This is a genomic window from Corallococcus sp. AB018 (assembly GCF_003986945.1).
In the GTDB taxonomy this organism is placed as follows: Bacteria; Myxococcota; Myxococcia; order Myxococcales; family Myxococcaceae; genus Corallococcus; species Corallococcus exiguus.
Genome location: NZ_RAWR01000058.1, coordinates 15,452 through 38,990, shown reverse-complemented (window position 1 = coordinate 38,990; position 23,539 = coordinate 15,452). Strand labels below are relative to the sequence as shown.

At 68.3% G+C, this 23,539-nt stretch carries 20 protein-coding genes; 11 read left to right on the top strand and 9 right to left on the bottom strand.

Going from position 1 to position 23,539, the window contains the following annotated elements; genetic code table 11:
- Positions 1–269: 269 nt before the first annotated feature.
- Entirely contained in the window at positions 270–2,168 is a 1,899-nt protein-coding gene (locus D7Y11_RS14630) for an AAA family ATPase (RefSeq protein ID WP_120576687.1), read from the bottom strand.
- Positions 2,169–2,411: 243 nt separating this feature from the next.
- Between D7Y11_RS14630 and D7Y11_RS14625 the strand changes: the two genes are divergently transcribed.
- The gene (locus tag D7Y11_RS14625; protein WP_126934004.1) at positions 2,412–3,863 is read left to right on the top strand and encodes a hypothetical protein; all 1,452 of its coding nucleotides are present in this window, start codon (positions 2,412–2,414) and stop codon (positions 3,861–3,863) included.
- On the opposite strand, the gene D7Y11_RS14620 is transcribed toward D7Y11_RS14625, so the two are convergent.
- Complete coding sequence (locus tag D7Y11_RS14620) at positions 3,850–4,947, bottom strand: serine/threonine-protein kinase (protein ID WP_158624397.1); 1,098 nt, start codon at positions 4,945–4,947, stop codon at positions 3,850–3,852. The genes D7Y11_RS14625 and D7Y11_RS14620 overlap by 14 nt on opposite strands.
- Before the next feature lie 237 nt (positions 4,948–5,184).
- On the opposite strand from D7Y11_RS14620, the gene D7Y11_RS14615 reads away from it, so the two are divergent.
- On the top strand, positions 5,185–6,720 hold the full coding sequence (locus D7Y11_RS14615; RefSeq protein ID WP_233607291.1) for a serine hydrolase: 1,536 nt from the start codon (positions 5,185–5,187) through the stop codon (positions 6,718–6,720).
- A gap of 7 nt (positions 6,721–6,727) precedes the next feature.
- Here the strand turns inward: D7Y11_RS14615 and D7Y11_RS14610 are convergent, their stop codons facing one another.
- On the bottom strand, positions 6,728–7,387 hold the full coding sequence (locus tag D7Y11_RS14610) for a glutathione S-transferase family protein (RefSeq protein ID WP_126934003.1): 660 nt from the start codon (positions 7,385–7,387) through the stop codon (positions 6,728–6,730).
- 97 nt (positions 7,388–7,484) lie between these two features.
- Between D7Y11_RS14610 and D7Y11_RS14605 the strand changes: the two genes are divergently transcribed.
- Genes D7Y11_RS14605 through D7Y11_RS14595 form a run of 3 tightly spaced genes read left to right on the top strand, consistent with a single transcriptional unit; the run spans position 7,485 to position 9,160 of the window.
- The gene (locus tag D7Y11_RS14605; protein ID WP_126934002.1) at positions 7,485–7,991 is read left to right on the top strand and encodes a helix-turn-helix domain-containing protein; all 507 of its coding nucleotides are present in this window, start codon (positions 7,485–7,487) and stop codon (positions 7,989–7,991) included.
- Positions 7,992–8,014: 23 nt separating this feature from the next.
- The gene (locus D7Y11_RS14600) at positions 8,015–8,635 is read left to right on the top strand and encodes a hypothetical protein (RefSeq protein ID WP_126934001.1); all 621 of its coding nucleotides are present in this window, start codon (positions 8,015–8,017) and stop codon (positions 8,633–8,635) included.
- A 39-nt stretch (positions 8,636–8,674) separates the two neighbouring features.
- Complete coding sequence (locus D7Y11_RS14595; protein WP_126934000.1) at positions 8,675–9,160, top strand: hypothetical protein; 486 nt, start codon at positions 8,675–8,677, stop codon at positions 9,158–9,160.
- A gap of 53 nt (positions 9,161–9,213) precedes the next feature.
- Here the strand turns inward: D7Y11_RS14595 and D7Y11_RS14590 are convergent, their stop codons facing one another.
- The 5 genes from D7Y11_RS14590 to rfbB all read right to left on the bottom strand — a co-directional run bounded on the left by D7Y11_RS14590 (position 9,214) and on the right by rfbB (position 13,846).
- A complete protein-coding gene (locus tag D7Y11_RS14590; RefSeq protein WP_120576680.1) occupies positions 9,214–10,275 on the bottom strand; it encodes a YihY/virulence factor BrkB family protein in 1,062 nt (353 codons plus the stop codon).
- Between the two features lie 145 nt (positions 10,276–10,420).
- A complete protein-coding gene (rfbC, locus tag D7Y11_RS14585) occupies positions 10,421–10,966 on the bottom strand; it encodes a dTDP-4-dehydrorhamnose 3,5-epimerase (protein ID WP_126933999.1) in 546 nt (181 codons plus the stop codon).
- Positions 10,963–11,844 (bottom strand): glucose-1-phosphate thymidylyltransferase RfbA, encoded by an 882-nt coding sequence (gene rfbA, locus D7Y11_RS14580; RefSeq protein ID WP_120576678.1) that lies wholly within the window; start codon positions 11,842–11,844, stop codon positions 10,963–10,965. Before rfbA ends, rfbC begins: the two co-directional genes overlap by 4 nt.
- A 72-nt stretch (positions 11,845–11,916) precedes the next feature.
- Positions 11,917–12,816 (bottom strand): SDR family oxidoreductase, encoded by a 900-nt coding sequence (locus D7Y11_RS14575; RefSeq protein ID WP_120565563.1) that lies wholly within the window; start codon positions 12,814–12,816, stop codon positions 11,917–11,919.
- Between the two features lie 4 nt (positions 12,817–12,820).
- Positions 12,821–13,846: a dTDP-glucose 4,6-dehydratase gene (gene rfbB / locus D7Y11_RS14570; RefSeq protein ID WP_120576677.1), complete on the bottom strand. Its 1,026-nt coding sequence runs from the start codon at positions 13,844–13,846 to the stop codon at positions 12,821–12,823.
- Between the two features lie 114 nt (positions 13,847–13,960).
- On the opposite strand from rfbB, the gene D7Y11_RS14565 reads away from it, so the two are divergent.
- The 6 genes from D7Y11_RS14565 to D7Y11_RS14540 all read left to right on the top strand — a co-directional run bounded on the left by D7Y11_RS14565 (position 13,961) and on the right by D7Y11_RS14540 (position 19,710).
- Positions 13,961–15,607 (top strand): glycosyltransferase, encoded by a 1,647-nt coding sequence (locus D7Y11_RS14565; protein ID WP_120576676.1) that lies wholly within the window; start codon positions 13,961–13,963, stop codon positions 15,605–15,607.
- Positions 15,597–16,136, top strand: coding sequence for a hypothetical protein (locus D7Y11_RS14560; protein WP_126933998.1), 540 nt, complete (start codon positions 15,597–15,599; stop codon positions 16,134–16,136). The genes D7Y11_RS14565 and D7Y11_RS14560 overlap by 11 nt, the downstream gene beginning before the upstream one ends.
- 64 nt (positions 16,137–16,200) lie before the next feature.
- Complete coding sequence (locus D7Y11_RS14555; protein ID WP_120576674.1) at positions 16,201–17,112, top strand: bifunctional 2-polyprenyl-6-hydroxyphenol methylase/3-demethylubiquinol 3-O-methyltransferase UbiG; 912 nt, start codon at positions 16,201–16,203, stop codon at positions 17,110–17,112.
- A 59-nt stretch (positions 17,113–17,171) separates the two neighbouring features.
- The gene (locus D7Y11_RS14550) at positions 17,172–17,870 is read left to right on the top strand and encodes a glycosyltransferase family 2 protein (protein WP_120576673.1); all 699 of its coding nucleotides are present in this window, start codon (positions 17,172–17,174) and stop codon (positions 17,868–17,870) included.
- A complete protein-coding gene (locus tag D7Y11_RS14545; protein ID WP_233596966.1) occupies positions 17,870–18,286 on the top strand; it encodes a DUF2304 domain-containing protein in 417 nt (138 codons plus the stop codon). The genes D7Y11_RS14550 and D7Y11_RS14545 overlap by 1 nt, the downstream gene beginning before the upstream one ends.
- A gap of 26 nt (positions 18,287–18,312) precedes the next feature.
- Positions 18,313–19,710, top strand: a complete 1,398-nt coding sequence (locus D7Y11_RS14540) for a DUF2142 domain-containing protein (protein WP_120576672.1) — start codon at positions 18,313–18,315, stop codon at positions 19,708–19,710.
- A 63-nt stretch (positions 19,711–19,773) separates the two neighbouring features.
- On the opposite strand, the gene D7Y11_RS14535 is transcribed toward D7Y11_RS14540, so the two are convergent.
- Complete coding sequence (locus D7Y11_RS14535) at positions 19,774–23,400, bottom strand: class I SAM-dependent methyltransferase (RefSeq protein ID WP_126933997.1); 3,627 nt, start codon at positions 23,398–23,400, stop codon at positions 19,774–19,776.
- Positions 23,401–23,539: the final 139 nt, after the last annotated feature.

The following is a 23,539-nucleotide window of genomic DNA, read 5'->3' as shown; positions in this document are numbered from 1 at the left end:
TACACCCGCTCACAGAGCCCGTGATGGCGGCCGACGCGTGCGATACGCACGAGCTTTTCCCTCATTCTTGGGGATCCAGGCGCGTCGCCCACGGTCGGCAGGTCACTTCTTCTAAACCCTCACTGCGATGGATGGACTGCCACCCATCCTCAAGCCTCACGACGTGATTGTGATGGATAAACTCAGCGTCCATCACCGACCGGCTGTCGATGATCCTCGACGAGCCGACGAACCACCTGGACCTGGAGTCCATCGCGGCGCTGGCCGAATTAGCCGTGTTCGATCCGTCCCCCGAAATCGTCGATAGCGAGACTCGCATTGGCGAAAAGTTGGGTCCACAGACCATGGAGCTGACCATTGCGGAAACTCGGAGGCTGCTGTCGCAAAGCCTGCAGCTCCTTACGCGCATACGTTTGCAGGCGCAGCAACGCGTCGCTGCGGGTTTCAGGGCTGACTCGCTTTAGCAGCGATGCCGGCACCAGCCATGCCTTCAAGCGTCCATCTCGCTCAGCAACCAACTGAATGGCGGGATCGGCTTCGCGCCAACCGAATAAGCCCTTCAGGGGATACGTATCCAGCAGGAGGAAACCATGACTATGGGCCTTTTCCCCGACAGGAATGTGCATGTCCTCGACGATGAGCAGAAATCCGCTGGGGCGCATGCGTCGAGCAAGCGCCGATTTGGGACCGAGCACTGAAAGCCACTGACTTGGCGGAACTTCGTGCAGGACATTGCACATGATCGCCACATCGATACTCTCGACATCGAGCTGGGACTCCAAGTCAGCATCTCCCCTGAAGTGCCGCACGGCCGACGCCCCCATGCCGTATGTTGCATTGATCAACGCAATGCAGTGATCGCGGTCATTCACAGATGCATCAAGAGCACGATAATCAACAACCTCGGTGAACGGCCGGCCATCATCGTGAGCTTCGCGCAGTGCCGCCAGCAACCGTCCCTTCCCTGCGCCGAAATCAAGTAGCCGGAGCGGCTGGGAGGGACGACGGAATGCATGGATTGCGTTGCGGATCTGCTGAAGCTGGGGGTCGTCGCCATCAGTCATGACAACGGTTGGAGGGAGCAGGCAGTCTGCTGCAAAACGGTTGCTTGCGAGCTGCGCAGGCAGCTGGAGAAATGCCTCCAGGCGCTCGCGACCTTGCTCATCTCCAAGCAAGCCGGTGAGCACAAGTTCTGGTTCTCGGCCAACCCACTTCGCATGGCCTCCGCGGACGAACCATAGGGAATCGGTTGGCGCCCAAGCAAGTATGGACAATGAGTGAGTCGCAATCCAAAGCTGTCCGTCAGGTGTCGCCTTGCGGAGCGTTTCGAGTACGTCAACCACTGCCGCAGGATGCAGGTGAGTCTCAGGCTCATCCAACAGAAGGACAGCTTCGCTCAATCGCATGCCCTGCGCATGCAATGCAACAGACAGCTGCAGTAAAAGCCGCTGACCCTCAGACAAACCAGCTGTTGGGATAGCGCGGCCCCAGAGCGTAGGGGCACCATCAAGGCTCCGGTCGAGCTGTGCTCCCAGAAGATTCTTGATGTCATCACACAGGCGCTGATAATCCTCAACGGCCTTTGCCTTTTCGGATTCTTTTATCGTTACCTGTGGGTGGGTGGCTTGGAACCAGCGATCCTGCACGTTGCCAATGTACGCAAGGCAGCCGTCTTTCAGGGATTCAAAGCCAACACCATTTCTCACCTCCTCTGCCGCTGCGAGCGCGTCCCTTCGAATCTTGGTGGATGGATCCACAAGTTCAACTGGCCGAGGCACATAATAATATACAGGCCTGTCATCCCTTGAGTGCTTGAGCGCGATCATGCCCGCGAGCGCCATGGTGTCTTCGTACACCTGAAGCCATTGTTCAACGCCCTGAATTTGATGCTGTATCTGCACGAAATTGTCTTCTCTACTCATGGCCATGCGGGCGCTGCGCAATTGCTCCAGTTGTTTCCGCTGTCCCCGCACCTGATCCTGAAGATCACTTAACTGCATCGGCGTAGGCTGGTTCACAACTGCCCTGAAAATAGACTGCAGCAGCCGTGACTTTCCACCCCCATTGGGTCCTGCAAGCACAACTACGGATCCCAGCCGGTTCATATTCGTCCGGCCCATGCCTTTCCCTTCGTAGTCCTCAGGAAGTTTCACTTCCGTGATCAGCATCAGTCCTCCTGGCTCGCAAAAGCGCGACCACTATACCCGTCCAATGGAGCGCGTTGAAAGCGACCGCCATTTGCCATCCGCTTCCACGGGTTCTGACACCAGGGGCTACTGGCCTACGACAGCCTGGCGAAGATTGCTTGGCGTTGGATGGCACCCAGGGCAAGACGCACCGCGGGGCCATCCACAGTCCCGACCTCAATCCCATCGAACTGTGGTGGGCGTCAGTGGGTATGATGCAGGGCCATGTACCCGAGACGTCGTCTTCTGGCCCGTGGACAGTGGCTGTTCGATCTCAGGCCGCATCGGCTCATCGTCTTCCACGGAGCCGAAGGCGTGCGCCGGGAGGCCAGTGGAGACGTGCCGAATCCTCCGTCCGCGCCCGTGGTGCTCGCCGCGCTCGACGAGGCGACGGGCGTCTGGGTGGGGTGCGGGGATCGGCGTGTCTTCTCCGTGGGGGACGGCGCGAGCGCTCCCGTCCAGGCCTTTCCGCGGGAGTGCTTCGATCTCACCACCGATAGGGACCGGCTCATCGGAACGGTGGTGGACGGCTCCCTCAAGCTGACCACCCTCTTCACGACCGATGGGTCCGGGCAGCGATGGGAGCCCATGACCTTGCCCAAGCCCGTGCCCGCCCGCCACGGGTACGGATATAGCGAGGGGCGCCCCCACCGTCAGTCCCCCGATGGAGCGTTCCTCGACACGAGCCCCTTTGGCATCACCGTCGTGGAGAAGGGCCGGGGCCGCGTCTGCGTACTCCGCCCGGGGGCGGCTCAGCCAGAGGGTGCGCTCCAGTTGGAGCCGGGCCATGAGCAGGACATCTGGCGTGTCCTGGCCACTCCCCACGGCGTGCTTCTCCTGCTCGTCATCAACTACCGGCAGACGGTGCTCCTTCACTTCGCGCTCGACGGCACCCTGCTCGGCTCCATCCCGGCTCAGGATGATGAGGACGATGAGGATGATGAACTGACCTGGGGCGGTGCCGGGGTGTGCGTCCTCGACGCGGACCGGGCGCTCCTCTTCGTCCAGGACAAGATCCTCCTGGTGTCCCTGCCCGGGCTCCAGGTGCTCGAGACGCTCGTGGGGGAGTGGCCCCACTTCGTGTCCGTGACACCCGCGGGGCCTGACCGGTGGTGGGTGGGCCCCGAGGACAGTGACGCGCTCTTCCTGCTCACCGCCGAGCCCGGACACCCCTTGCGCCTCAACGCCTCGAACCGTCCGGTGAGCCCGGGCTCGCCGCTCATGCACGTGGGCTACAAAACGCCCGCGATCCACTGGACCGAGCACACCTCTGCGCCGCTGACCGTGTCCGCGCCCGTGACCGAGACATGGCGGGCGGTGGTTCGCAATGACGGGACCGCGTGCGAGGCGGTGCGGGTCCGGGTGTCCGGGGTGCTCGTCGGCGCTCGCGTGGTGGACGTGAGCGTGCGGTATCGCGGCCAGCCGCTCCCGATGGTGGAGGAGCACCGCGTGAACGTTGTGGGCGTTACCGCCGGTCTGGAGGGAGGGGCCACCGCGGAGCTGGAGGTGAGCTTCAAGCCCCGGGGCGAGGGCTCAGGACCGCTGACCATCACCGTCGAGCCATGCTCCTGGCAGTCGCAGGGCAAAGAGTGGCAGTGGCAGACCCAAGAGGAGTCTCGCGTCCTCGCGGTGACGGGCCATCCAGCATCTGCCCAGCTCCTGCTCACGGTGGAGTAGCGCGAACCTTCCCGGGTTCTGGCGCGGCGCCCATCTTCCAGAGCAGGGCGCCGCCTCCGAGCAGGACCGCCAGGCCGACTGCCGCCAAGAGGATCCAGCCTCGTCCCACGCGGGGCCGGGCCTGGCTCTCCGGACCGTCCGGAGCCGGGGCGATGACGGTCGGGTCGTCGCTCGGAGAGACCTGCTGGACGAGCTGGGCCAACTGCCGCGGGGTCACGGGCTCACCCACCGAGCGGATGAAATCCTCCAGGTCCTTCCGGAACGCGTGGCAGTCCGGATAGCGCTCATCGAGATCCTTCGCGAGCGCCCGAGCGAGGATGGCTCGAAGGGCATCGGGCAGGTCCGGCCGGTGCTGCTCGGCGGGCACGATGGGCTCGGATACGACGGCCCGAAACAAGTCCCAGTCGGACGTGGATTCAAAGGGCCTGCGCGTGGTGAGCAGTTCGTAGAGCACCAGACCCAGCGCGTAGACGTCCACCCGCCGGTCCACCGACACGCCCATGATCTCTTCGGGCGCCATGTACCGGTACTTGCTCATGTCGGGGATGTGGTGCTGGGGGGCCCACCGGACCCGGAAGTGGTCGATGCCGAAGTCCACCACCTTGGCCATCCCCTGGCGCGACAGGAGGATGTTGTACGGCCGGACGCAGCGGTGGATGAGCCGCAGCGGCTGGTTCGTCTCAGGGTCGGTGAGGTCGTGGGCATAGGCGAGCCCCTCGCAGGCTTGCGAGATGATGCGCGCGCACAGGGTCGCCGGCAGGGTCATCCGCTCGGCCGCCACGTGCTTGATCACCCTGCGCAGACCAGGCCCATCGATGTGCTCCCTGGCGAGGAAGTACGTGCCGTCCGCCTCACCGACGTCGAAGACCTTCGCGAGGTGCGGGTGCGTGAGCTGGGCGGCGTCCCTCGCCGTGTCGAGGAACATCTCCGGGAAATCCACCTGCTCGGCCATGTCCGAGCGGAGGCACTGGAGCACCAGCGTCTTATCGACGCCCTGCGGGCCCGCGGTCTTGGCCAGATGATCCTCGATGATGCCTTCGGTGAGCAGGCGGATGCGCTGGTATTTGCCGACATGGGATGTCACGAGACGTATGAATAGCAGACCATGACCCGCTACCGCTTCCTTGGGCTTCTGCTGGCGCTGCTCCCTGTCCATGTCGGCGCTGTTTCCATTCCAGCCGAGCAATTGGTGGGCAGCTGGGGCAGTGAGCGCGTCCTGGGTCCTCAAGTCCGAGGCGAACTGACGCTGGTTCGGGAAGGGAACACCTGGCGCGCGCGCATCGCCGGATTCGATGTTCCTGCCCGGGTTCAGAGTCTGAAGGTGTCCGTCGTCTTCCCAGGAGGCGAACTCCGAGCGACGTTGGCTGAGAACGGGCAGAGCATCACCGGTCACTGGATCCAGCCGCGCGTGCTCTTGAGCGGAATGAAGTTCGCCAGTCCGGTGGAACTGCGAACACTTCAGCCGGGTGTCTGGCGCGGCACCGTGACGCCGCTGGAGGACCGGTTTTCGCTGTACCTCGTCGTCAAGAAGCAGCCTGATGGCTCCGTGACAGCGTTCATCCGCAATCCGGAGCGGAACTTCGGCAACCGGATGCTGTTCCGCGTGGAGCTCCAGGACCGCACGGTCCGGCTCACGGCCACCACGGGCACCACCCAGATCGAAGGCACGTTCGACGCGCAGTCCGGTCGGCTGTCCCTCCCCTACCCTCCCTTCGATACGACGTTCGACTTCACCCGCCGGGACCGGTCGCAGGCCGTGGGGCTCTACTCCCGCACGCCCGCCCCAGGCCCCTACGCCTACCAGAAGCCCTTCGCGGAGGACGACGGCTGGACCACGGCCTCACCGGCCGACGTCGGCATGGACGTCCAACCGCTCCAGCAGCTCGTGCAGCGCATCCTCGACCAGGAACCCAGCCCGGAGTCAGTGCCCGCCATCCAAGGTCTGCTCATCGCGCGCCACGGGAAGCTCATCGTCGAAGAGTACTTCCAGGGCTTCGACAAGGAGCGGCCCCACGACCTGCGCTCCTCCTCCAAGTCCTACGCGTCCCTGCTGATTGGCATTGCCATGGACCAGGGTGCGGCCTTCACCGTGGACACACCTGTCGTCTCACTGTTCCCCGATTACAAGGGCAAGCTCTCCAACCTGGACGCGCGCAAGCGCAAGCTCACCGTCGCGCACCTGATGACCATGGCGACGGGCCTGGCCTGTGACGACGACAATCCGGATTCACCCGGCAACGAGGACCGGCTCGAGGACTCCGTGCCGGATTGGTACAAGTACACGCTGGACCTCCCCATGGTCCGCGCTCCCGGCGACGGGAAGGCCGTGTACTGCTCCGCGAACATCAACCTGCTGGGCGGCGTCCTCCGCAACACCACCCGCACCTGGATCCCCGAGTTCTTCACGAAGAACGTCGCCACGCCCCTCCAGATGCGCGGCTACCACGTCGACCTCATGCCCGACGGCGAGCAGTACCTGGGCGGCGGCATCTACATGCGCCCGCGCGATGCCCTGAAGCTCGGGCAGCTCTACCTCTCCGGTGGAACGTGGAACGGGAAGCGCGTGGTCAGCCAGCGCTGGGTGGAACGCTCCGTCGCGAACCAGGCGACGATGCCGGACGGACGAACCTATGGCTACACGTGGTGGCGCCATGAGCTTCGCGTCGGCGACCGCGTGTATTCACAGTATGAAGCCAGCGGCAACGGCGGCCAGCTGGTGATGGTCGTCCCGGAGCTGGACCTCGTCGTGCTGTTCACCGCGGGCAACTACAACCACGTCGCCATCTGGCGGAAGTTCCGTGAGGAGCTCCTGCCTCGATACATCATGGCCGCGGTCTCTACGCCCCCGCGGCCTTGACCGTCCCTCAGTCCCGGTCCGGCGCTCCCAGCGGGAAGATCGGGCGGTACGGCCTCCCGCCATCCACAGCCCGAGCCACGGACGGACGCGCGAGCAACCTCGCGCGATAGGCGCGCAGTTGGGGACATGACTCGGGAATCCGGTGCGTCCAATCCGCGTAGAACAAGGACGGCGCGGCCGCACAGTCCGCCAGTGTGAAGTCGTTGCCCGCGGCCCAGGTCCGGCCACCCAGCTGCCCTTCAATCCAACCGTAGGCGCGCTCCAGCTTCTCCACCGCCAGCTTCATCCCGTCCTGGCGCTTCACCGGGTCCCCCGTCAACGCCCCGTCCACGGCGTGCTGGACCATGTTCATGACGTGCAGGTCGAAGAAGCGGTCGAGGAACCGCACGTCCAGCGCGACCATCGGGTCCTCGGGCAGCAGGCGCACCGACCCGGGATGCTTCAGCTGGAGATACTCGATGATGATGCTGGTCTCGACGACCTGACGGTCACCGTCCACCAGCAGCGGGAACTTGCGCAGCGGCCAGCGGCGCAGCCATTCGGCTGAATGCTCCGGTGTCTCCGGGCTGATACTTCGAAACTCGAAGGACGTGCCGTTCTCATACAGCGCGATGAGCACCTTCTGCGTGTACGAAGAGAAATAGTGACCGTAGACCGCGAGCGACATCGTCGGACCTCTCCTTTCGACCACTTGCGTTTCACAACGGGTTGAACCGTATTTGGACCGCTTGCATACTGCAAGCAGGAACCCCAGGAGCACGGCCATGCCGCAGACAGGGCGCTCCGGCTGTCCCATCAACCTGACGCTCGAACAGCTTGGCGACCGTTGGAGCCTGATCGTCATCCGCGACGTCATGTTCGGGAACCGGCGCAGCTACGGCGACCTGCTCTCGCAGAGCGAGGAAGGCATCGCCTCCAACATCCTCGCGGACCGGCTGAAGCGCCTGACCGCGTCCGGCCTGCTGTCGCGACGCCCGGATCCGAACCACCAGCAGAAAGGCATCTACAGCCTCACGGAGGCGTCCATCCAACTGGTGCCCCTGCTCGCGCACATGGGGGCCTGGGGCCGCCGGCACACGCAGGTGAGCGAAGAGCTGTCGGTGCGCGCGGAGCTGCTGGAGAAGGGCGGCCCGGCCCTCTGGAACGCGTTCATGGACGAGCTGCGCCATCTGCACCTGGACGCGCCGCGCCCTTCCCGCTCGGTGTTCCGCGAGCTTCAGGCCGCCTACGAGAAGGCCGTCGCTCGCAACGCTCGGGACGGACGGACCTGAAGCGGGTAGCGTTCACCGCGCTCATGAAAGCCATCGGCTGGTGGATGTTCGTCCTGCTGTGCGCGCTGTGGCTCCCCGCCTGCGGTCCCTACGACTGCACCCCGGAGAACTGCGCGGACGGCTGCTGCTCCTCGTTCAATGAGTGCATCTCGTTCCGGAGCGACTCGGAATGCGGCCCCAATGGCAGCGCCTGTGAACCCTGCGCGGAGGGCAGCGTCTGCCGGCTCGACCAGCACACCTGCTACGTGGGCGTGATGCGCACCTATATCCAGCCTCGGTACGCCACCATCGCGGACGTCGACCCGGATACGGGCGAGGACTGGGACTCCGACGGCTCTCCTCCGGACGTCGTCGTGGAGATGAAGTGTCCCGGCGCTCCCGAGCGCTCCCGCACCGAGGAGGACGAGAGCTGGGACCCCGAATGGCGCTCCGGCGGCTGCCAGGTCATCACGTCCAACCTGCTGCGCTACCCGCTCGAAATCTCCATCTTCGACAACGACGACTTCACCTTCGATGACGAGTTCGGCGGCCTCTCCTACCAGGTCACCCGCGCGGACCTGAACCTGGGCCGCATCGAGATCTCCATCACGCCCATCGTGAAGGCCCTCGTCTTCGACCTGAGCCACAACTACGCGCCGCAATGAGGCTGTAACCGCTCCCCCGCCCCCGACGTAGTCCTGACCATGCGCGCCCACCTCCTGCCGCTCATGGTCCTGTTCGCCGCCGCCTGTGGTCCCTCCTCCTCCGTGGACGAGGGGCTCGGCGTCGTCCAGGGCATCGACACATCCGAGACCGGCATCACCGCCTTCGTCCGCTCGGGCGAATACACCTCCTGGCTCGCGGAGCCCTCGGTCCACGACACGCGCGCGCCCCACGGCAGCAAGGTCCGCGTGTTCTTCAACGACGTCGTCGTGCGTTCGCTGCGCGACGGCAACGCCACACACCCCGTGGGCAGCATCCTGGTGAAGGAGCTCTTCGAGGACGACGGGAAGACACTCCGAGGCCACGCGCTGGACGTGAAGGTCTCGGAAGGCCCCGGCAAGGACACCTGGATCTTCTACGAGGGCTTCGGCCCCGACTACACCCGGAACTACTACGGCCGCGCCCACTCGACCTGCCACGGCTGCCACTCCGACGGGACGGACTACGTCACGTCACCGCTGCCGTGAAAATGACAACGGGCGGCCCCCTTTCGAGGACCGCCCGCCGTTGACCCACAGGCCTACCGCGCCGTGGACTTGCGACGCATCAGGAACACGCCCAGGCCCACGCCCGCGGCCCACTTCGCCGCGGCGGCCAGCGGCGTCTTGCTCAGCGGCACCGGGCGGTTCTCGTACCGCGGCTGGGGCGGAACGGGACGGAAGTCCGTGGCGCCGGGGAGGTTCGCGCCCTGCTCCTCCGCCTCCGTCTTCGTCACGTTCGGTCCCGGCGCGTCCGGATCACGCGAACCCGGAGCCTTCCCGTCCGGCGACTTGTGCTCGAGGATGCCGTTGATCTCCGCACCCAGCAGCACGACCATGCAGGAGATCTGCATCCACAGCAGCATCACGATGACACCGCCGATGGCGCCGTAGTTCACGTCATACGAGCCGAAGTTCGCCACGTACTTCGAGAAGCCCCACGAGGCGATCACCCAGATGACCACGCTCACCACCGAGCCCGGCGTGATGAACTTGAACTTCTGCTTCACGTCCGGCAGCACGTAGTACAGCACCGCCAGCAGCATCATCATCAGCAGGCCCGCCACCGGCATGCGCAGCCACAGCACGACGCTGGTGAACGGCTCGCCCAGCCGGTTCGCGATCGCCGGCGTCACGATGGCGACGAGGGCCGCCAGCACCACCGTCACCGCCGTCCCCAGCGTCGTCAGCAGCGCGAGGCCGCGCTTCTTCCAGAACGGGCGCTTCTCCGTCACGCCGTAGACCGTGTTGAGCGCGTCCATCAGCGCCACCACACCGCCCGACGCCGCCCAGACAGCGCCCACGCCACCGATCGTCAAGAGCCCCACCGGATTGCTGCTCGCCAGCGCCTCCAGCCGCTCGCCCAGGATCTTCGTCACCTCCTGGGGCGCCACCTTCGACAGCTCCTGGATGAGCTGCTGCGCCTGGTGCGGATCAATCAGCACACCGGCCAGGGACACGAGGAACAGCAGGAACGGGAACAGCGCCATGATGGCGGAGAACGTCAGCGCGCCCGCGACGTTGCCCACGTTGTCGCGCCCCCACTCATCCTTGAGGGACTTGAAGAACTCCTTCCAACTCATTCCCCTGCCGGGCAGGACCATGCGTCTCCTCCTCGGAGGAGATTGGGCATTCCATCCCCCGGCTGGCTTCCTCCCTTGGGACGCAGCTCGCCCCCCTGCCTGCTCACCGCGCAGGGGGCGGGGAATGACAAGCCCCCGCGCCACGCCTGCCCGGCCGCCCTTCGCGTCAGAAAACGGGCAGCACGGGCGCGTCCTTCAACCGGGGCGCGCGCTGATCCTTCGCCGACAAGAGCGGCTGCTTCACCGGCCACGGGATGGCCAGGTCCGGATCATCCCAGGCCACGCTCCGCTCGAACTCCGGGGAGTACAGCGCGGTGCACTTGTAGAAGAAGTCCGCCGAGTCGCTCACCACGCAGAACCCGTGCGCCAGGCCCGCCGGTACCCAGAGCTGATGCTTGTTCTCGCCCGTCAGCTCCGCGGCCACCCAACGGCCGAACGTGGGGGACCCCTTGCGGATGTCCACCGCCACGTCCCACACCGCGCCCGCCAGGCACTGCACCAGCTTGCCCTGCGCGTTCGGCTCCTGGAAGTGCAGGCCTCGCAGCGTGCCCTTCACCGAGCGCGACAGGTTGTCCTGCACGAACGGGCCGACCACCCCCACGTCCGCGTAGCGCTTCGCGTGGAAGGACTCGAGGAAGAAGCCCCGGTCGTCGCCGAACACCTTCGGCTCGATGAGCAGGACGTCCGGAATCGCCAGCGGGGTCACCTTCACGACACCGCCCCCCGCTTCTCCACCAGGTCCAACAGGTACTGGCCGTACTCGTTCTTGCGCATGGGCTCCGCCAGCGCCGTCAGCCGCTGCTCGTCGATGTAGCCCATGCGGAAGGCGATCTCCTCCGGACAGGCCACCTTGAGGCCCTGACGGCGCTCGATGATCTCGATGTAGTTGGATGCCTGCATCAGCGACTCGTGCGTGCCGGTGTCCAGCCACGCGTAGCCGCGTCCCATCAGCTCCACGTTGAGCTGGCCGCGGCGCAGGTACTCCGCGTTGACGTCGGTGATTTCATACTCGCCGCGCTTGCCCGGCTTGAGGTTCGCCGCGATGTCGATGACCTGGTTGTCGTAGAAGTACAGGCCGGTGACGGCGTAGTGCGACTTGGGCTTCGTCGGCTTCTCCTCGATGCTGACGGCCTTGTGCTGGGCGTTGAGCTCCACCACGCCGTAGCGCTCCGGATCCTTCACGTAGTAGCCGAACACCGTGGCGCCCTGCGTGCGCTTCGACGCGCGCTGGGTGAGCTCCCCCATGCCGTGGCCGTAGAAGATGTTGTCACCCAGGATGAGCGACACGGGGTCATTGCCCACGAAGTCGCGGCCGATGACGAACGCCTGCGCCAGGCCCTCCGGACGCGGCTGCTCGGCGTACTGGAGGCGGATGCCCCACTGCTCTCCGTCGCCCAGCAGCTCGCGAAAGCGCGGCAGGTCCTGCGGCGTGGAGATGACGAGGATCTCCCGGATGCCCGCCAGCATCAGCGTCGTCAGCGGGTAGTAGATCATCGGCTTGTCGTAGACGGGCAACAGCTGCTTGCTCACCACGCGCGTCAGTGGATACAGGCGCGTGCCCGAACCCCCGGCCAGAATGATTCCCTTCATGCGTGCTCCCCTGTGTTCCACGGCGCGGCCGCGAAACGGATGCGCGCGGCCCGGCCGCCACGCGCGCGATGCTCAACCGGCGCGGTGCGCCTTCCAGGCCGCGTGGAAGCGCGCCAGGGACTCCGCCAGCTCCAGCGGCTGGGCCTTCAGCTCCGTACGCACCTTGTCCGTCTTGAGGCCGCTGCGCAGCGGACGGGGGCTGGCCAGCTTCAGGTCCGCCATCCGCGTGGGCGTGATCAACGACGCGTCGAAGCCGAACACCTCGCAGAGCGCCCGGCCGAAGCCCACCCGGTCGATGACCGTGCCGCCGCAGGTGTTCCACACGCCACCGAGCCGGCGCTCGCCCAGCTCCACCAGCATGGCGGCCACGCTGTCCGCGAAGCTGGGGGACACCACCTGGTCCTCGAAGAGCTTCACCGGCTGGCCCTTCTCCAACGCCCCCACCAACCACGCCCCGAAGTTGGGACGCCCCGCCGCGGGCCAGCCGTACACCACCGCCGTGCGCGCGATGGCGCAGCCCGGCGCGAACACGCGCGCCGCCTGCTCGGCCATGTGCTTGGTCAGCGCGTACACGCCACGAGGGTTGGGCAGCGCGTCCTCGGAATACGGCCCCGCGTCCCCGTCGAAGACGTAGTCCGTGGAGACGTGCACCAGGTGCGCGCCCGCGAGCTTCGCCGCGCGGGCCACCGCCGCCGTGGCGTGGACGTTCGCCGCGTAGGCCGCGTCCGGGTCCTTCTCACACGCGTCCACTTCCGTCATGGAGGCGGGGTGGATGATGGCCTCCGGACGGGCCTGGGCGATGGCGGCGGCCACGTCCTGCTCGCGCGTGAGGTCCACCTCCACGTAGCCGTGCGTGCCGCCCGTGCGCCGGGGACCGCGCCCCAGGCCCACCACTTCGTGACCGCGCTCGGTCAGCTGCGCGCAGACGCGGCTGCCCACCAGGCCGTTGGCTCCCGTGACGAGAAAGCGCATGGCGTCAGCCCCGCCCCTGCAGACGGGCCTTGTACTGGGTGTCGAAGTACTGGCGATAGGCGCCGCTGGTCACCCGCTCCCACCAGGCGCGGTTCTCCATGTACCAGGTCACCGTGTCCGCCAGCCCCTGCTCGAAGGTGTGCTTCGGCTGATAGCCCAGCTCCGTGCGGATCTTCGTCGGGTCGATGGCGTAGCGGCGGTCATGGCCCGGCCGGTCCGCGACGTACTGGATGAGCGACTCGGGCTTCTTCAGCAGGCCCAGGATGCCCTTGACGATCTCGATGTTGCGGCGCTCGGAGCCGCCGCCGATGTTGTAGACCTCGCCCGCGCGGCCCTTCTCCAGCGCCACCAGCAGGCCCTGGCAGTGGTCCTCCACGTGGAGCCAGTCGCGCACGTTGGCGCCGTCGCCGTAGACGGGCAGCGGCTTGTCGTGCAGCGCGTTCACCACCATCAGGGGGATGAGCTTCTCCGGGAACTGGTAGCGGCCGTAGTTGTTCGAGCAGCGCGTCACCACCACGTCCATCTTGAACGTGTGGTGGTAGGCCAGCGCGATCAGGTCCGAGGACGTCTTGGAGGCCGAGTACGGGCTGGAGGGCTGCAGCGGAGAGGTCTCCGTGAAGGCGCCCGTGGGGCCCAGCGAGCCGTAGACCTCGTCGGTGGAGACCATCAGGAAGCGCTTCACGCCCCGGGCGCGGCAGGCTTCCAGCAGCTGCTGGGTACCCAGCACGTTGGTGTTGATGAACACCTCCGGGCCCAGGATGGAGCGGTCCACGTGGCTTTCGGCCGCCAGGTGCATCACGGCGTCAATGCCGTGCTGGACGATGAGGTGTTCCACCAGCTCCCGGTTGGCGATGTCGCCGCGCACGAAGACGTGCTTCGGGTCACCTTCCAGGTCGGCGAGGGTCTCGAGGTTGCCCGCGTACGTGAGCTTGTCGAGGTTGATGATCTTCCAGTCAGGCCGCTCGCGGCGCAGGTACTTCACCAGATTGGAGCCGATGAAGCCGCAGCCCCCTGTCACCAGGACGTTCATTGACAAGCCACCACTCGCACTTCGAGAGAAAGCGCCCTCCGTAGCGGAGGGAAGGATCCCCGTCAAGGCAAGCGCGCGACCACTTGTGGCCGGTCCGGGCCAGGGGTAAATGCCATGCCCAACGTGAGCCTCTGGAACAGCAAGCGAGGGACCGCGTCCTCGAGCGCCGGAGCAATCCACCAGCTCGTGCCGCGGCTGGCCTGGGGCGACGCCGTGGGCAACCAGGTGCGCTACCTGCGAAACCTCCTGCGCGGATGGGGATACGCGTCGGAGATCTACGCCGAGCAGTGGGACGAGGCGTGTCGCGACGAGGTGCGCCCCGCCCTCGACTACGCGCGCGACGCGGGCCGGGACACGGCGCTGCTCGTCCACCACAGCTTCGAGTCGCGGCTGGTGCCGCTGGTGGCCAAGGCCAAGGGCCGCAAGGCGCTGCTGTACCACAACGTCACGCCCGAGCGGTTCTTCGAGGGCACCGACCGCCACGTCGCCCGCGGCTGCATGCTGGCGCGCGAGGAGCTGCTCCAGCTGCGCGAGCACGTGACGCACGCCTGGGCGTACTCGCACTTCAGCGTGGAGGAGCTGTCCGCCGCCGGCTATCCGGACGCGAGCGTCCTGCCCTTCGCGGTGGACTGGAACGCGTTCAACGTGCCGCCAGACACGGCCCTGCGCGAGCAGGTGGAGGACGGGTGCGCCAACGTGCTCTTCGTGGGCCGCACGGTGCCCAGCAAGCGGTTGGAGGACGTGCTGCGCGTCTTCACCGCCTACCAGCGCCTGTACCAGCCCAAGAGCCGGCTGCTGGTCGCGGGGACGCTCTACAGCAGCGCGCCCTATGACGCGTCCGTGCTGGCGCTGCGCGAGCAACTGGGCCCGGATCGCGTGGTGTTCCTGGGCCGCGTGGACGCCGCGCAGCTGTCCGCGTGCTTCGCCTCCGCCACCGCGTACCTCTCCATGAGCCGCCACGAGGGCTTCGGCGTGCCGCTCCTGGAGGCCATGTACCGGGGCGTGCCGGTGGTGGCCTATGGAGCCGCGGCGGTGCCGGAGACCATGGGCGGCGCGGGCCTCACCACCCTGTCGGACGACCCCGCGCAGGTGGCGGGGCTGCTGGCGGTGCTGGAGCGAGACCCCGCCCTGCGCTCGCGGGTGGTGGAGGCGCAACGCCAGCGACTGGCGTCCCTGGACCAGCAGTCCGTGGCCCAGCGCGTGCGCGAGGCGCTCATGCCCTTCCTCCAGGGGGATGCGCCCCCGGCCCGTCCGCCCGCCGCGCCCGCCGTCACCGTGGTGTGCCCGGGCTTCGACGCCGCGCCGGATGCGCCCATGTCCCAGCTGGCGCGCGCGGTGGTGGACCGGCTGCCGGACGCGAGCCTGTGGACGGTGCGCCGTCAGGTGCTGCCCCTGCAGCTGGCCCCGAGCGATGAGCGCGACGGCGTGACACGGGTGCGGCGCTTCACGCCGGACGAGCCGTGCTTCGGGTTGGATGGGGTCAGCCCGCCGTCGTCGTCGCTGGAGACGGGCGTGCGGTGCGCCCCGGGGCCGTTGCTGTTCGCGGGTGCTGGTGAGGAGGTGGCCCGGCGCACGGTGTCGCGGCTGCCGCCGGACTCGCGCGTCGCGGGCATCTGGGAGCCTCGCCGCGCGCCGGACGCGGGCGTCAAACAGGTCCTGGGAAAGAGGCTGTGGGAGCTCACCCCGGGGGGCGACCTGACGTCGCTGGCGGCGGAGCTGGCAAGGGAGCTGGACGTGGGAGGACGCCCGCATGCGCGCTGAAGACCTCATCACCGGCGACCCCACCGTGAAGGCGGTGCTGGAGTCCCTGGAGCGGCTGCCCACGCCCGAGCCCGAGAAGGTGGAGGCGCTGCGCAGACGCCTCGCCGCCACCCAGGGCCCGGCCACCAGCCCCGCGTGGCCCCCGTTCCTGGAGGGCGCGCGGCTGAAGCGCGACGCGCGCTACGCGGACCCACCTTCGTCCCACCGGCCCGTGGTGGGGCCCGCGCTGGTGATGGCCAAGCGCGCCTTCCGGCTGGCGTTCCAGCCCTTCATCAACGAGGCGCTCCGGCGGCAGGTGGAGTTCAACGAGGCCATCCTGGACGCGCTCGCGCTCATCCACGAGCACCAGCGCGTCCAGGCGCGCACGCAGTCCCTGTGGCGCCAGGAGGTGGAGCGACAGCTGGAGCAGCTGACGTCGCGCCAGCCTGCCGCGACGCAGGAGCCTTCGCCGAAGCCTTCGCCGAAGCCGTCGCCAGAGCCCACGCAGGAGCCGTCGCGCCGTGGGCCCTCGCGGCGACGGGGCCGCTAGCCGGCCTGGGAGCCTGGCGGACACGTGACGGGGGACGCGCGGAAGCGGTAGGGTGCCGCCCCCTATGTCCGCCCCCTCCTGTCCCGCCTGCGCTTCGTCCTCGCTCCGACCGTCCTTCCAGGGACCCCGGCTGGACGTGGAGACCTGCGCGAGCTGTGGCCACCGCGTGGCGACCCACCGCGCGCCGCGCAACACCGCCGACTACCACGCGCAATACGACAGCGGCGGCTTCATGGACTCGCTGCGCGTCACGCGCCAGCGCCAGGCCCGGAGCATCGTCGAGCGCCTGCGCCGCCACATCCCCCAGCCCTCGCGGCTCCTGGACTTCGGTGCGGGCCGGGGCTGGTTCCTGGAGGGCTGCCGCGAGGCGGGCGTCCAGGAGCTGGCCGGCGCGGACATCTCCGAGCTGTCCGTCAACCTGATGCGCGACGCGGGCATCCCCGCCATGCGCCTGCCCCTTCCGGAGGGCGGACAGTGGCACCTGCCCCTCCAGGACCTGCCCTTCCGTCCACGCATCCTCACGCTACTGGACGTCGTGGAGCACTTCCCGGGTGCGCACCTGACGGACATGGTGCGCCACCTCGTCACACAGCTGGCGCCCGAGCTGGAGTGGGTGGTGCTGAAGGTGCCGGTGGCCAGCGGCCTGCTCTACCGCGTCTCCCGTGCCATGGCCGGCGTGGCCTCGTCGGGGCTGCTGGAGCAGCTCTACCAGGCCGGCACCTTTCCTCCGCACGAGAGCTACTTCACCCACGACTCCATGGAGGCCCTGCTCCCGCGCGTGGGGCTGGAGCGCGTGGACGCCTTCGGGGACCTGGACTTCGAGGCCGACAGCCTGGCGGACAGGGCGCATGCCCTGCGGAAGCTCCCAAGGCCGCTCGTCTCCCTGGCGGGCCAGGGGCTCGGCGCCGTGGCCCGGGGCCTGAGCCTGGAGGACGCGGGTATCTTCATCGCTCGCGTGAGCGGGAACCGGGCGTAGCGGGTTGTTCCGGCGTGCCGGGTAACGGTAGAAGCCCGGAAGACGCAGGAGGGGGCTGAATGGACACCCGACAGGGCCTCATCGTGTTGCTGGCCTTCAACGAGGAGGAGTGCATCGGCTCGACGGTGGCGGAGCTGCGCGAGGCGCTGCCTGAGTTCGACGTGCTCGTCGTGGACGACGGCTCACGCGACGCCACGGCGCAGCGCGCGCGGGACTGCGGAGCGAGGGTGCTCAGCCATCCCTTCAACCTGGGCGTCGCCGCGGGCGAGGCCAGCGGCCTGCTGTTCGCGTCCCGCAACGGGTACGAGCACGTCATCCGCATGGACGGCGACGGGCAGCATGACCCGGCGTCCGTGCCCGCGCTGCGCGAGGCGCTCCAGTCGGGCGTGGAGCTGGTCATCGGCAGCCGCTTCGCGGGCGTCACCAGCTTCCGCTCCACGTGGCTGCGCCGCTTCGGCAACCAGTTCCTGGCGAGCCTCCTGTCCACGCTGAGCCACCACCGCATCACCGACCCCACCTCCGGCTTCCGGGGCTTCGGTCCGCAGGCGATCCGCTTCTTCGCGCGCGTCCACCCGCACGACTACCCGGAGCCGGAGAGCGTGCTGATGGCGGCACGGCAGGGCTTCGCCATCGCGGAGGTGCCGGTGCGCATGCGCCCGCGCCTCACCGGCACCAGCTCGCTGACGCCGTGGAAGTCGGCCTTCTACATGGCGAAGGTGTCCTTCGCCCTGCTCATGGAGCGGGTCCGTCCCGTCTGATGCCCATGCTTCGCTCCAGCCTCATCGGCGTGGCCTTCGCGGCCGCCTTCGCCTTCAGCGTCCTGTGGTCGGCCCGGGGCCGGCGCACCAGCGAGCGGCACACCTTCGCGTGGCTGCTGGTGGCGGTGGCCATCGCGGGCCTGTCGCTGTGGCGCCAGGGCATCGACGCGCTGGCGACGGCCATGGGCATCTACTACGCCCCGTCCGCCCTCTTCTTCATCGCCCTGACGTGCCTCATGTGGCTGGTGTACCGGCTGAGCCTCCAGGTGGCCGACCAGCGCCAGCAGCTCAAGCGGCTGGCCCAGGAGGTCGCCCTGCTCACCTCCGCGGAGGCCGAGCGCGTCGCGCGTACACAGCCCCGTCCTGAAGTCATCTCCCCCGCCGTCGCCGCCCATCGCGACTCGCACGCCGTCTGAGGGCCCACCGGGCCCATCCCTTCTCCATGCTTCCGTCTTCACCGCCCCCGTCTCCGCTGCGTCCGTTCTTCATCGCGCCCGTCGTGGCCTTCCTCGTCGTGGCCGCCGTGCTGGGCGCGGTGCTGAGCTTCCTCACCCCGCCGTTCCAGGTGGCGGACGAGCCCGCGCACTTCTACCGCGCGTACCAGGTCTCCGAGGGACAGCTGACGGCCACGCGCATCCCGGTGGGGGACGCGGGCGGGCAGCTTCCGCGCAGCATCGTGCGGGTGGCGCAGGAAGTGTCCGACGGAGTGGGCGGCCATCCCGAGGTGCGCCAGGACCGGCAGCGCCTGAGCGACGCGATGCACGCGGCGCTGGCGCCCCAGGACACCCAGGAGTGGCGCTTCGCCGCGTCCGCCATCTACTTCCCGCTGGTCTACTTCCCGCAGTCGTTGGGCATGGTGCCCGCGCGGCTGTTGGAGGCGTCCCCGGTGGCGGTGCTGTGGGCGGGCCGGCTGGGCAACGTGCTGGTGGCGCTGTTGCTCACCGCGCTGGCGCTGCGGCTGATGCCCTTCCAGCGGTGGGCCTTCGCGCTGCTGGCGCTCACGCCCATGGTGCTCTTCCAGCGCGCGTCGGTGTCCGCGGACCCCATCACGATGTCAGCGTGCCTGCTGCTGGTAGCGCTGTCGCTGCACTACACCTTCGCGCACCCGGGGCCGCTGGGCGCGAAGCAGCTGGGGCTGCTGCTGGCGAGCGCGGTGTTCGTGGCGCTGTGCAAGCAGGCCTACCTGCCGCTGTCGCTGGTGTTCCTGCTGCTGCCGCTCACCCGCCTGGGGACGCGCGGCCGCTACGCCCTGGCCCTGGCCGCCATCGTCGCCGTGCCCGCGCTGCTCCAGTTCGCGTGGTCCTCCACCGTGCGGGACATCTTCCGCCCCAGCGAGGTGGTGGCGCAGGTGGCCCACATCCGCGCGCACCCCTTCCAGGTGCTGGGCGTGCTGGTGAGTGACTTCTGGAGGCGGCTGCCGGACTTCCTGCATCAGGGCGGCGGCGTGCTGGGCTGGCTGGACACGCCAGTGCCCCGCCCTGCCCTCTTCGCCCTGGCCGCGTTGCTCTTGGGAGTGATGGTGCTGGACGCTGACGGGGCCGCGCCAAAGGTGGGCTGGCGCGAGCGCGCGGTGGCGCTGGGAGTGGCGGTGGCGGGCGTGCTGGCCATCCAGGCCATGCTGTACCTGGCGTGGACGGCGCCGGGCGCGAACCACGTGGACGGAGTGCAGGGCCGCTACCTGCTGCCCTACACGCCGCTGCTGGTGGTGGCGCTGGCCCCGCCCGCCTGGGCACCGCGCACGCTGACGCGCTTCAAGCCGGTGCTCATCGCCTGCTTCATCCTGCTCACCGCGGCGGTGACGCTCACCACGGTGTACCAGCGCTACTACGGCCCGGCGTAGGGCCTGAAGGCTTCCGCACTTCCAGGAGCCACCCCGCCTCCAGGCAGGGTGGCTCCGTTCGGTTCAGCGCTGAATGGCCGTGGCGCTGGCGTCTTCGCGGGCCGCGCCTCGGGCCGCCGGACTCACCAGGCCGGACAGGAGCCCGTGGAGCTCCTTGGCCTGGGTCTCGTAGTCGCGCACGGTGGTGCGCTGGGCGTTCGGGGCGCGCGACAGACGCTCCGGGTGGGCCACCAGGTCGCGCAGCACGCGGCGGAAGCCGTCGGCGTCGGCCATGTCCAGGACGTTGCCGTTGACGCCCTCCACGATGTCCTCGCTGACGCCGCCTGACGCCGTGGTGACCACCCACACGTTACGGGCCATGGCCTCGCGCACCGTCAGGCCAAAGCTCTCCTTGCACTGCGAGGGCATCAGCAGCACGTCCACCCCGTCGAAGAAGGCGTCCATCCCGTCCTGATCATACGGAGGCACCACCTCCACCTGCCCCTTCACCTTCCATTCCTTCGCGTCGATGGAGGCCGACCCCATGCGCAGCTGGATGTCAGTCATCTTCAGGACCCAGCCGGACTCCGGCACCGACTCCAGGATGTCCTTGAGCCAGAAGTACCCCTTGTGCACCGCGTGGCCGCCCAGGTAGGCGAAGCGCACAGGGGCGTTCGCGGGGCGCGGGGCGCGCGCACGCGTGGGCAGCAGCACGCCGTTCTTGTTCACGACGATGCGCTCCGGCGCGACGCCGTTGGCGATGTAGAGCTGGCGCTGGAACTCGCTGGGCGCCATCAGCAGGGCCGCGCCGTCCAGCACCTTGCGCAGGGCGAACGTGCGCTTGAAGGTGAAGCGCGAGTCCGGCACGCACTTGGTGCACACGCGCAGGTCGATGCCCTTCTGGCCGCAGTACGTGGCGTCCTCGCGGACCATGAACTGCCGCTCGCACAGCCACCACGCGTCATGCACGGTGATGGTGTACGGGATGCCCTCCGCGGCGCACGCCGTGGCGAGCGCGGAGCTCAGGAGCTGGATGGAGTGGAAGTGCACCACGTCCGGGCGCACCGCCTTGAGCACCTGGGTGAAGGTCTCCCCCATGCGCGGGTTCTGGTACTCCTGGGCACGGTCGGTGAGGGCCGGCACCTGGGTGGCGATGACCGGCAGGCCCAGCGCCTCGTAGCGCACCACCGAGTAGGCGGGCAGCGGCGAGTTCAGGATGCCGGTGAATACCGTGACGTCGCAGCCTTCTGCCTTCAGCTGGTGCGCCAACTGCTCCGCGACGACGGTCGCCCCGCCGAAGCTCAAGGGCGCGAAGAGGATGTTGGCCTCCAGGACCTTCAGGCGCGGAGGCGGCGCGGGCGGCAGGTGCTGGAGGATGGGCTGGAGCCGCTCCGTGGCCACCACCGCCGGGTGGTAGCGCGCCATCACGCTGCGGTGGGCCTCCTCGCCCATGCGCTTGCGCAGCGATGCGTCCTGCACCAGCGCGGACAGCCCGGACTCCCACTCCTCACGGGTGGTGGCGACGAAGCCGTTGCGGCCGTGGTCGATGATCTCCCGGAACGGCCCGGAGCCGGAGCACACCGCGGGCACGCGGAAGATGGACGCCTCGATGAACTTGATGTTGCTCTTCGCGTCGTTGAAGACCGTCGTCTCCAGCGGCGCGATGGAGATCTGCCAGGACGCGAGCGCGCGCAGGTAGTCGTCCGCGTCCAGGAACGGGATGCGGAAGACGCGGTCGGAGTAGCGCTCGAAGCCCGCCGGCAGCTCCAGGAAGCCGTGGATGGCCAGGCGCACGTTCGGGTGGCGCTCCATCACCGCGAGGATGGCGTCCGCGGCGATGGCGAAGTCGGCGTCGTGCGTGCGGGTGCCGCTGCCGTAGCCGATGGTGACCGTGTCCGCGTCCACCGCGGGCGGGCGCGCTTCCATCTCCCGGGCCAGCTCCAGGATGCCGTCGTCCAGGCAGTTCTCGACGACGTAGACCTTGCCGGAGATGACGCGGGCCATCTGCTCCGCGATGGTGGGCGTGCTGGCGATGGCGTGCTCACACAGGCTGAGCGCCTTGCGGTAGAGCTTCGCGCCGTTGAGCAGGAGCTCGCGCTCGTTCTCCGGCAGCCGCTGCACGTTGGTGTTCTTCTGGTACTCCTCCACGTCGAAGATGAGGTCGTCGACGTCGAAGAAGTGCGGGACGCCCAGGCGCTTCGTTTCCGCCAGCAGCTCCTCCACGCCAGGGAACGCGGGCACCCGGTAGTAGATGACCAGGCCGTGGAACTGGAGCGCGGCCTTGCACTCCTCGTGGTCGTTCCAGCGCAGGACGGTGACGTCGTACCCGAGCCGGTGGAACATGGCGACCTTCTGATCCACGCGGTAGCGCTTGCACTGGGGCAGCGACAGCTCCGCGATGATCAGGATGCGCCGGCCCAGGCTGGCCTGGGAGAGCTGCGTCAGCGGCGCGGTCCATGGAGCCGGGGGCGCGAGCGGTGCACTCGGGGCCACGACCGCGGCGATGGAGGCGGTGGGCTCGGTGGGCGCGGCGGGGGCGGCCGGCGTGAGGGCAGCCTTGGCGGCGCGCAGCGCCTTGAGCGCGCCCTGCTTCGCGGGAAGCTTGATCAGCTTCGCGCCCACCTTGTGCAGCGTGCCCTTGCTCTTCTGGTAGAGGTGGCCGCGCTTCGTGCCGGGGGGCAGCACGCGCTCGCGCATGGCCCAGTAGCGGTTGATGGCCTTCCACGCGAGGCTGCCGTTGATGTGCGCCAGCTCCGAGCCCTGGCGCGACACGTGCGCATCCAGTTCGTAGATGCGGGCGTTCTTGCGGCCCAGCTCCTCCTGGAGCATCCGCTGGGCCAGGCCCTGCCGCGCGAGCCGGCCTTCGAACTCGCGCAGGGTGCTGGCGGTGTCGCGCGCCGCTTCACGGGCGGCGTCCAGCTCCGTCTGGAGCTGCTGCGCCTGGCGTGCGTGGTCCGCGGCCTGCTGTTCCTTCTGGCCGTAGGCGTCGCGCAGGTGCTGCCGGTGCAGCAGGAGCGTCAGTCGCCCGCCCAGCGTGGCGAAGGCCTGCCGCACGTTTTCGCGCTCCGCGTCCCGGGTGCTCGTCAGGGCAAGCATCCCTTCCGGCTGCTCCGGGCCCACGGCGAGCACGCCCAGACCGAAGCCGTGCTCGAACTCGAAGGACGGATACTGACCCCGGAGCTCCTCCCACAGTTGCCAGACGCCGAAGTTGCGCTCGTGCACGTGGGTGTCGTGGAAGAGGATGACGCCGCGCGCGCTCATCTTGGGGCGCCAGTGCTCGAAGTCCGCCTTCACCTGGGCGTATTCGTGGCAGCCGTCGATGTGGAGCAGGTCGATGGAGCCGTCCGCGAACTGGCTCAGGGCCTCGTCGAAGGTCATCTGGTGCAGCTGTGAGAACCGGCTGTAGAGCGGGTCATGGTGCGCGCGCAGGTCCGCGAGCACGTCCGCCCCGTAGAAGCCCGCGTGCGGGTCGCCCTGCCAGGTGTCCACCGCGTGGCAGCGCGTCTCCAGCTTCAGCGCGTCCACCGCCTGGCAGAACGCGGAGTAGGATACGCCGGTGTGTGCACCCAGCTCCACCAGCGTCGCGGGACGCAGCAGGTCCATCAGGAACATCGCGAACGGGACGTGCTCCACCCAGGCTGAGGAGGCCAGCAGCCGCAGGGGCTGCGTGAGGCAGAGGGGGTGTTCCAGGGGATTGAGCTGTGGATGCATGTTGGTGGCGTCCGGAAGGCCGACCCTCGCTACAGGCAAGGCACGCCCCCCTCTCCTTGGCGGATGTCCTCCATGTCACCCCCCTCCGGGAGCGTCAAGGCTGGCAGCCCGCCCGCTCCCCATGGGAGGAGGCGCGGTC

What these genes read in the sequence shown, in the direction of transcription:
- D7Y11_RS14625 (WP_126934004.1), top strand. Translation starts at nt 2,412, where the DNA reads ATGTACCCGAGACGTCGTCTTCTGGCCCGTGGACAGTGGCTGTTCGAT.
- D7Y11_RS14540 (WP_120576672.1), top strand. Translation starts at nt 18,313, where the DNA reads ATGCTTCCGTCTTCACCGCCCCCGTCTCCGCTGCGTCCGTTCTTCATC.
- D7Y11_RS14630 (WP_120576687.1), bottom strand. Translation starts at nt 2,168, where the DNA reads ATGCTGATCACGGAAGTGAAACTTCCTGAGGACTACGAAGGGAAAGGC.
- D7Y11_RS14565 (WP_120576676.1), top strand. Translation starts at nt 13,961, where the DNA reads ATGCCCAACGTGAGCCTCTGGAACAGCAAGCGAGGGACCGCGTCCTCG.
- D7Y11_RS14605 (WP_126934002.1), top strand. Translation starts at nt 7,485, where the DNA reads ATGCCGCAGACAGGGCGCTCCGGCTGTCCCATCAACCTGACGCTCGAA.
- D7Y11_RS14535 (WP_126933997.1), bottom strand. Translation starts at nt 23,400, where the DNA reads ATGCATCCACAGCTCAATCCCCTGGAACACCCCCTCTGCCTCACGCAG.
- rfbA (WP_120576678.1), bottom strand. Translation starts at nt 11,844, where the DNA reads ATGAAGGGAATCATTCTGGCCGGGGGTTCGGGCACGCGCCTGTATCCA.
- rfbB (WP_120576677.1), bottom strand. Translation starts at nt 13,846, where the DNA reads ATGAACGTCCTGGTGACAGGGGGCTGCGGCTTCATCGGCTCCAATCTG.
- D7Y11_RS14575 (WP_120565563.1), bottom strand. Translation starts at nt 12,816, where the DNA reads ATGCGCTTTCTCGTCACGGGAGCCAACGGCCTGGTGGGCAGCCGCGTC.
- D7Y11_RS14555 (WP_120576674.1), top strand. Translation starts at nt 16,201, where the DNA reads ATGTCCGCCCCCTCCTGTCCCGCCTGCGCTTCGTCCTCGCTCCGACCG.
- D7Y11_RS14600 (WP_126934001.1), top strand. Translation starts at nt 8,015, where the DNA reads ATGAAAGCCATCGGCTGGTGGATGTTCGTCCTGCTGTGCGCGCTGTGG.
- D7Y11_RS14610 (WP_126934003.1), bottom strand. Translation starts at nt 7,387, where the DNA reads ATGTCGCTCGCGGTCTACGGTCACTATTTCTCTTCGTACACGCAGAAG.
- D7Y11_RS14595 (WP_126934000.1), top strand. Translation starts at nt 8,675, where the DNA reads ATGCGCGCCCACCTCCTGCCGCTCATGGTCCTGTTCGCCGCCGCCTGT.
- D7Y11_RS14590 (WP_120576680.1), bottom strand. Translation starts at nt 10,275, where the DNA reads ATGGTCCTGCCCGGCAGGGGAATGAGTTGGAAGGAGTTCTTCAAGTCC.
- D7Y11_RS14550 (WP_120576673.1), top strand. Translation starts at nt 17,172, where the DNA reads ATGGACACCCGACAGGGCCTCATCGTGTTGCTGGCCTTCAACGAGGAG.
- D7Y11_RS14545 (WP_233596966.1), top strand. Translation starts at nt 17,870, where the DNA reads ATGCCCATGCTTCGCTCCAGCCTCATCGGCGTGGCCTTCGCGGCCGCC.
- D7Y11_RS14560 (WP_126933998.1), top strand. Translation starts at nt 15,597, where the DNA reads ATGCGCGCTGAAGACCTCATCACCGGCGACCCCACCGTGAAGGCGGTG.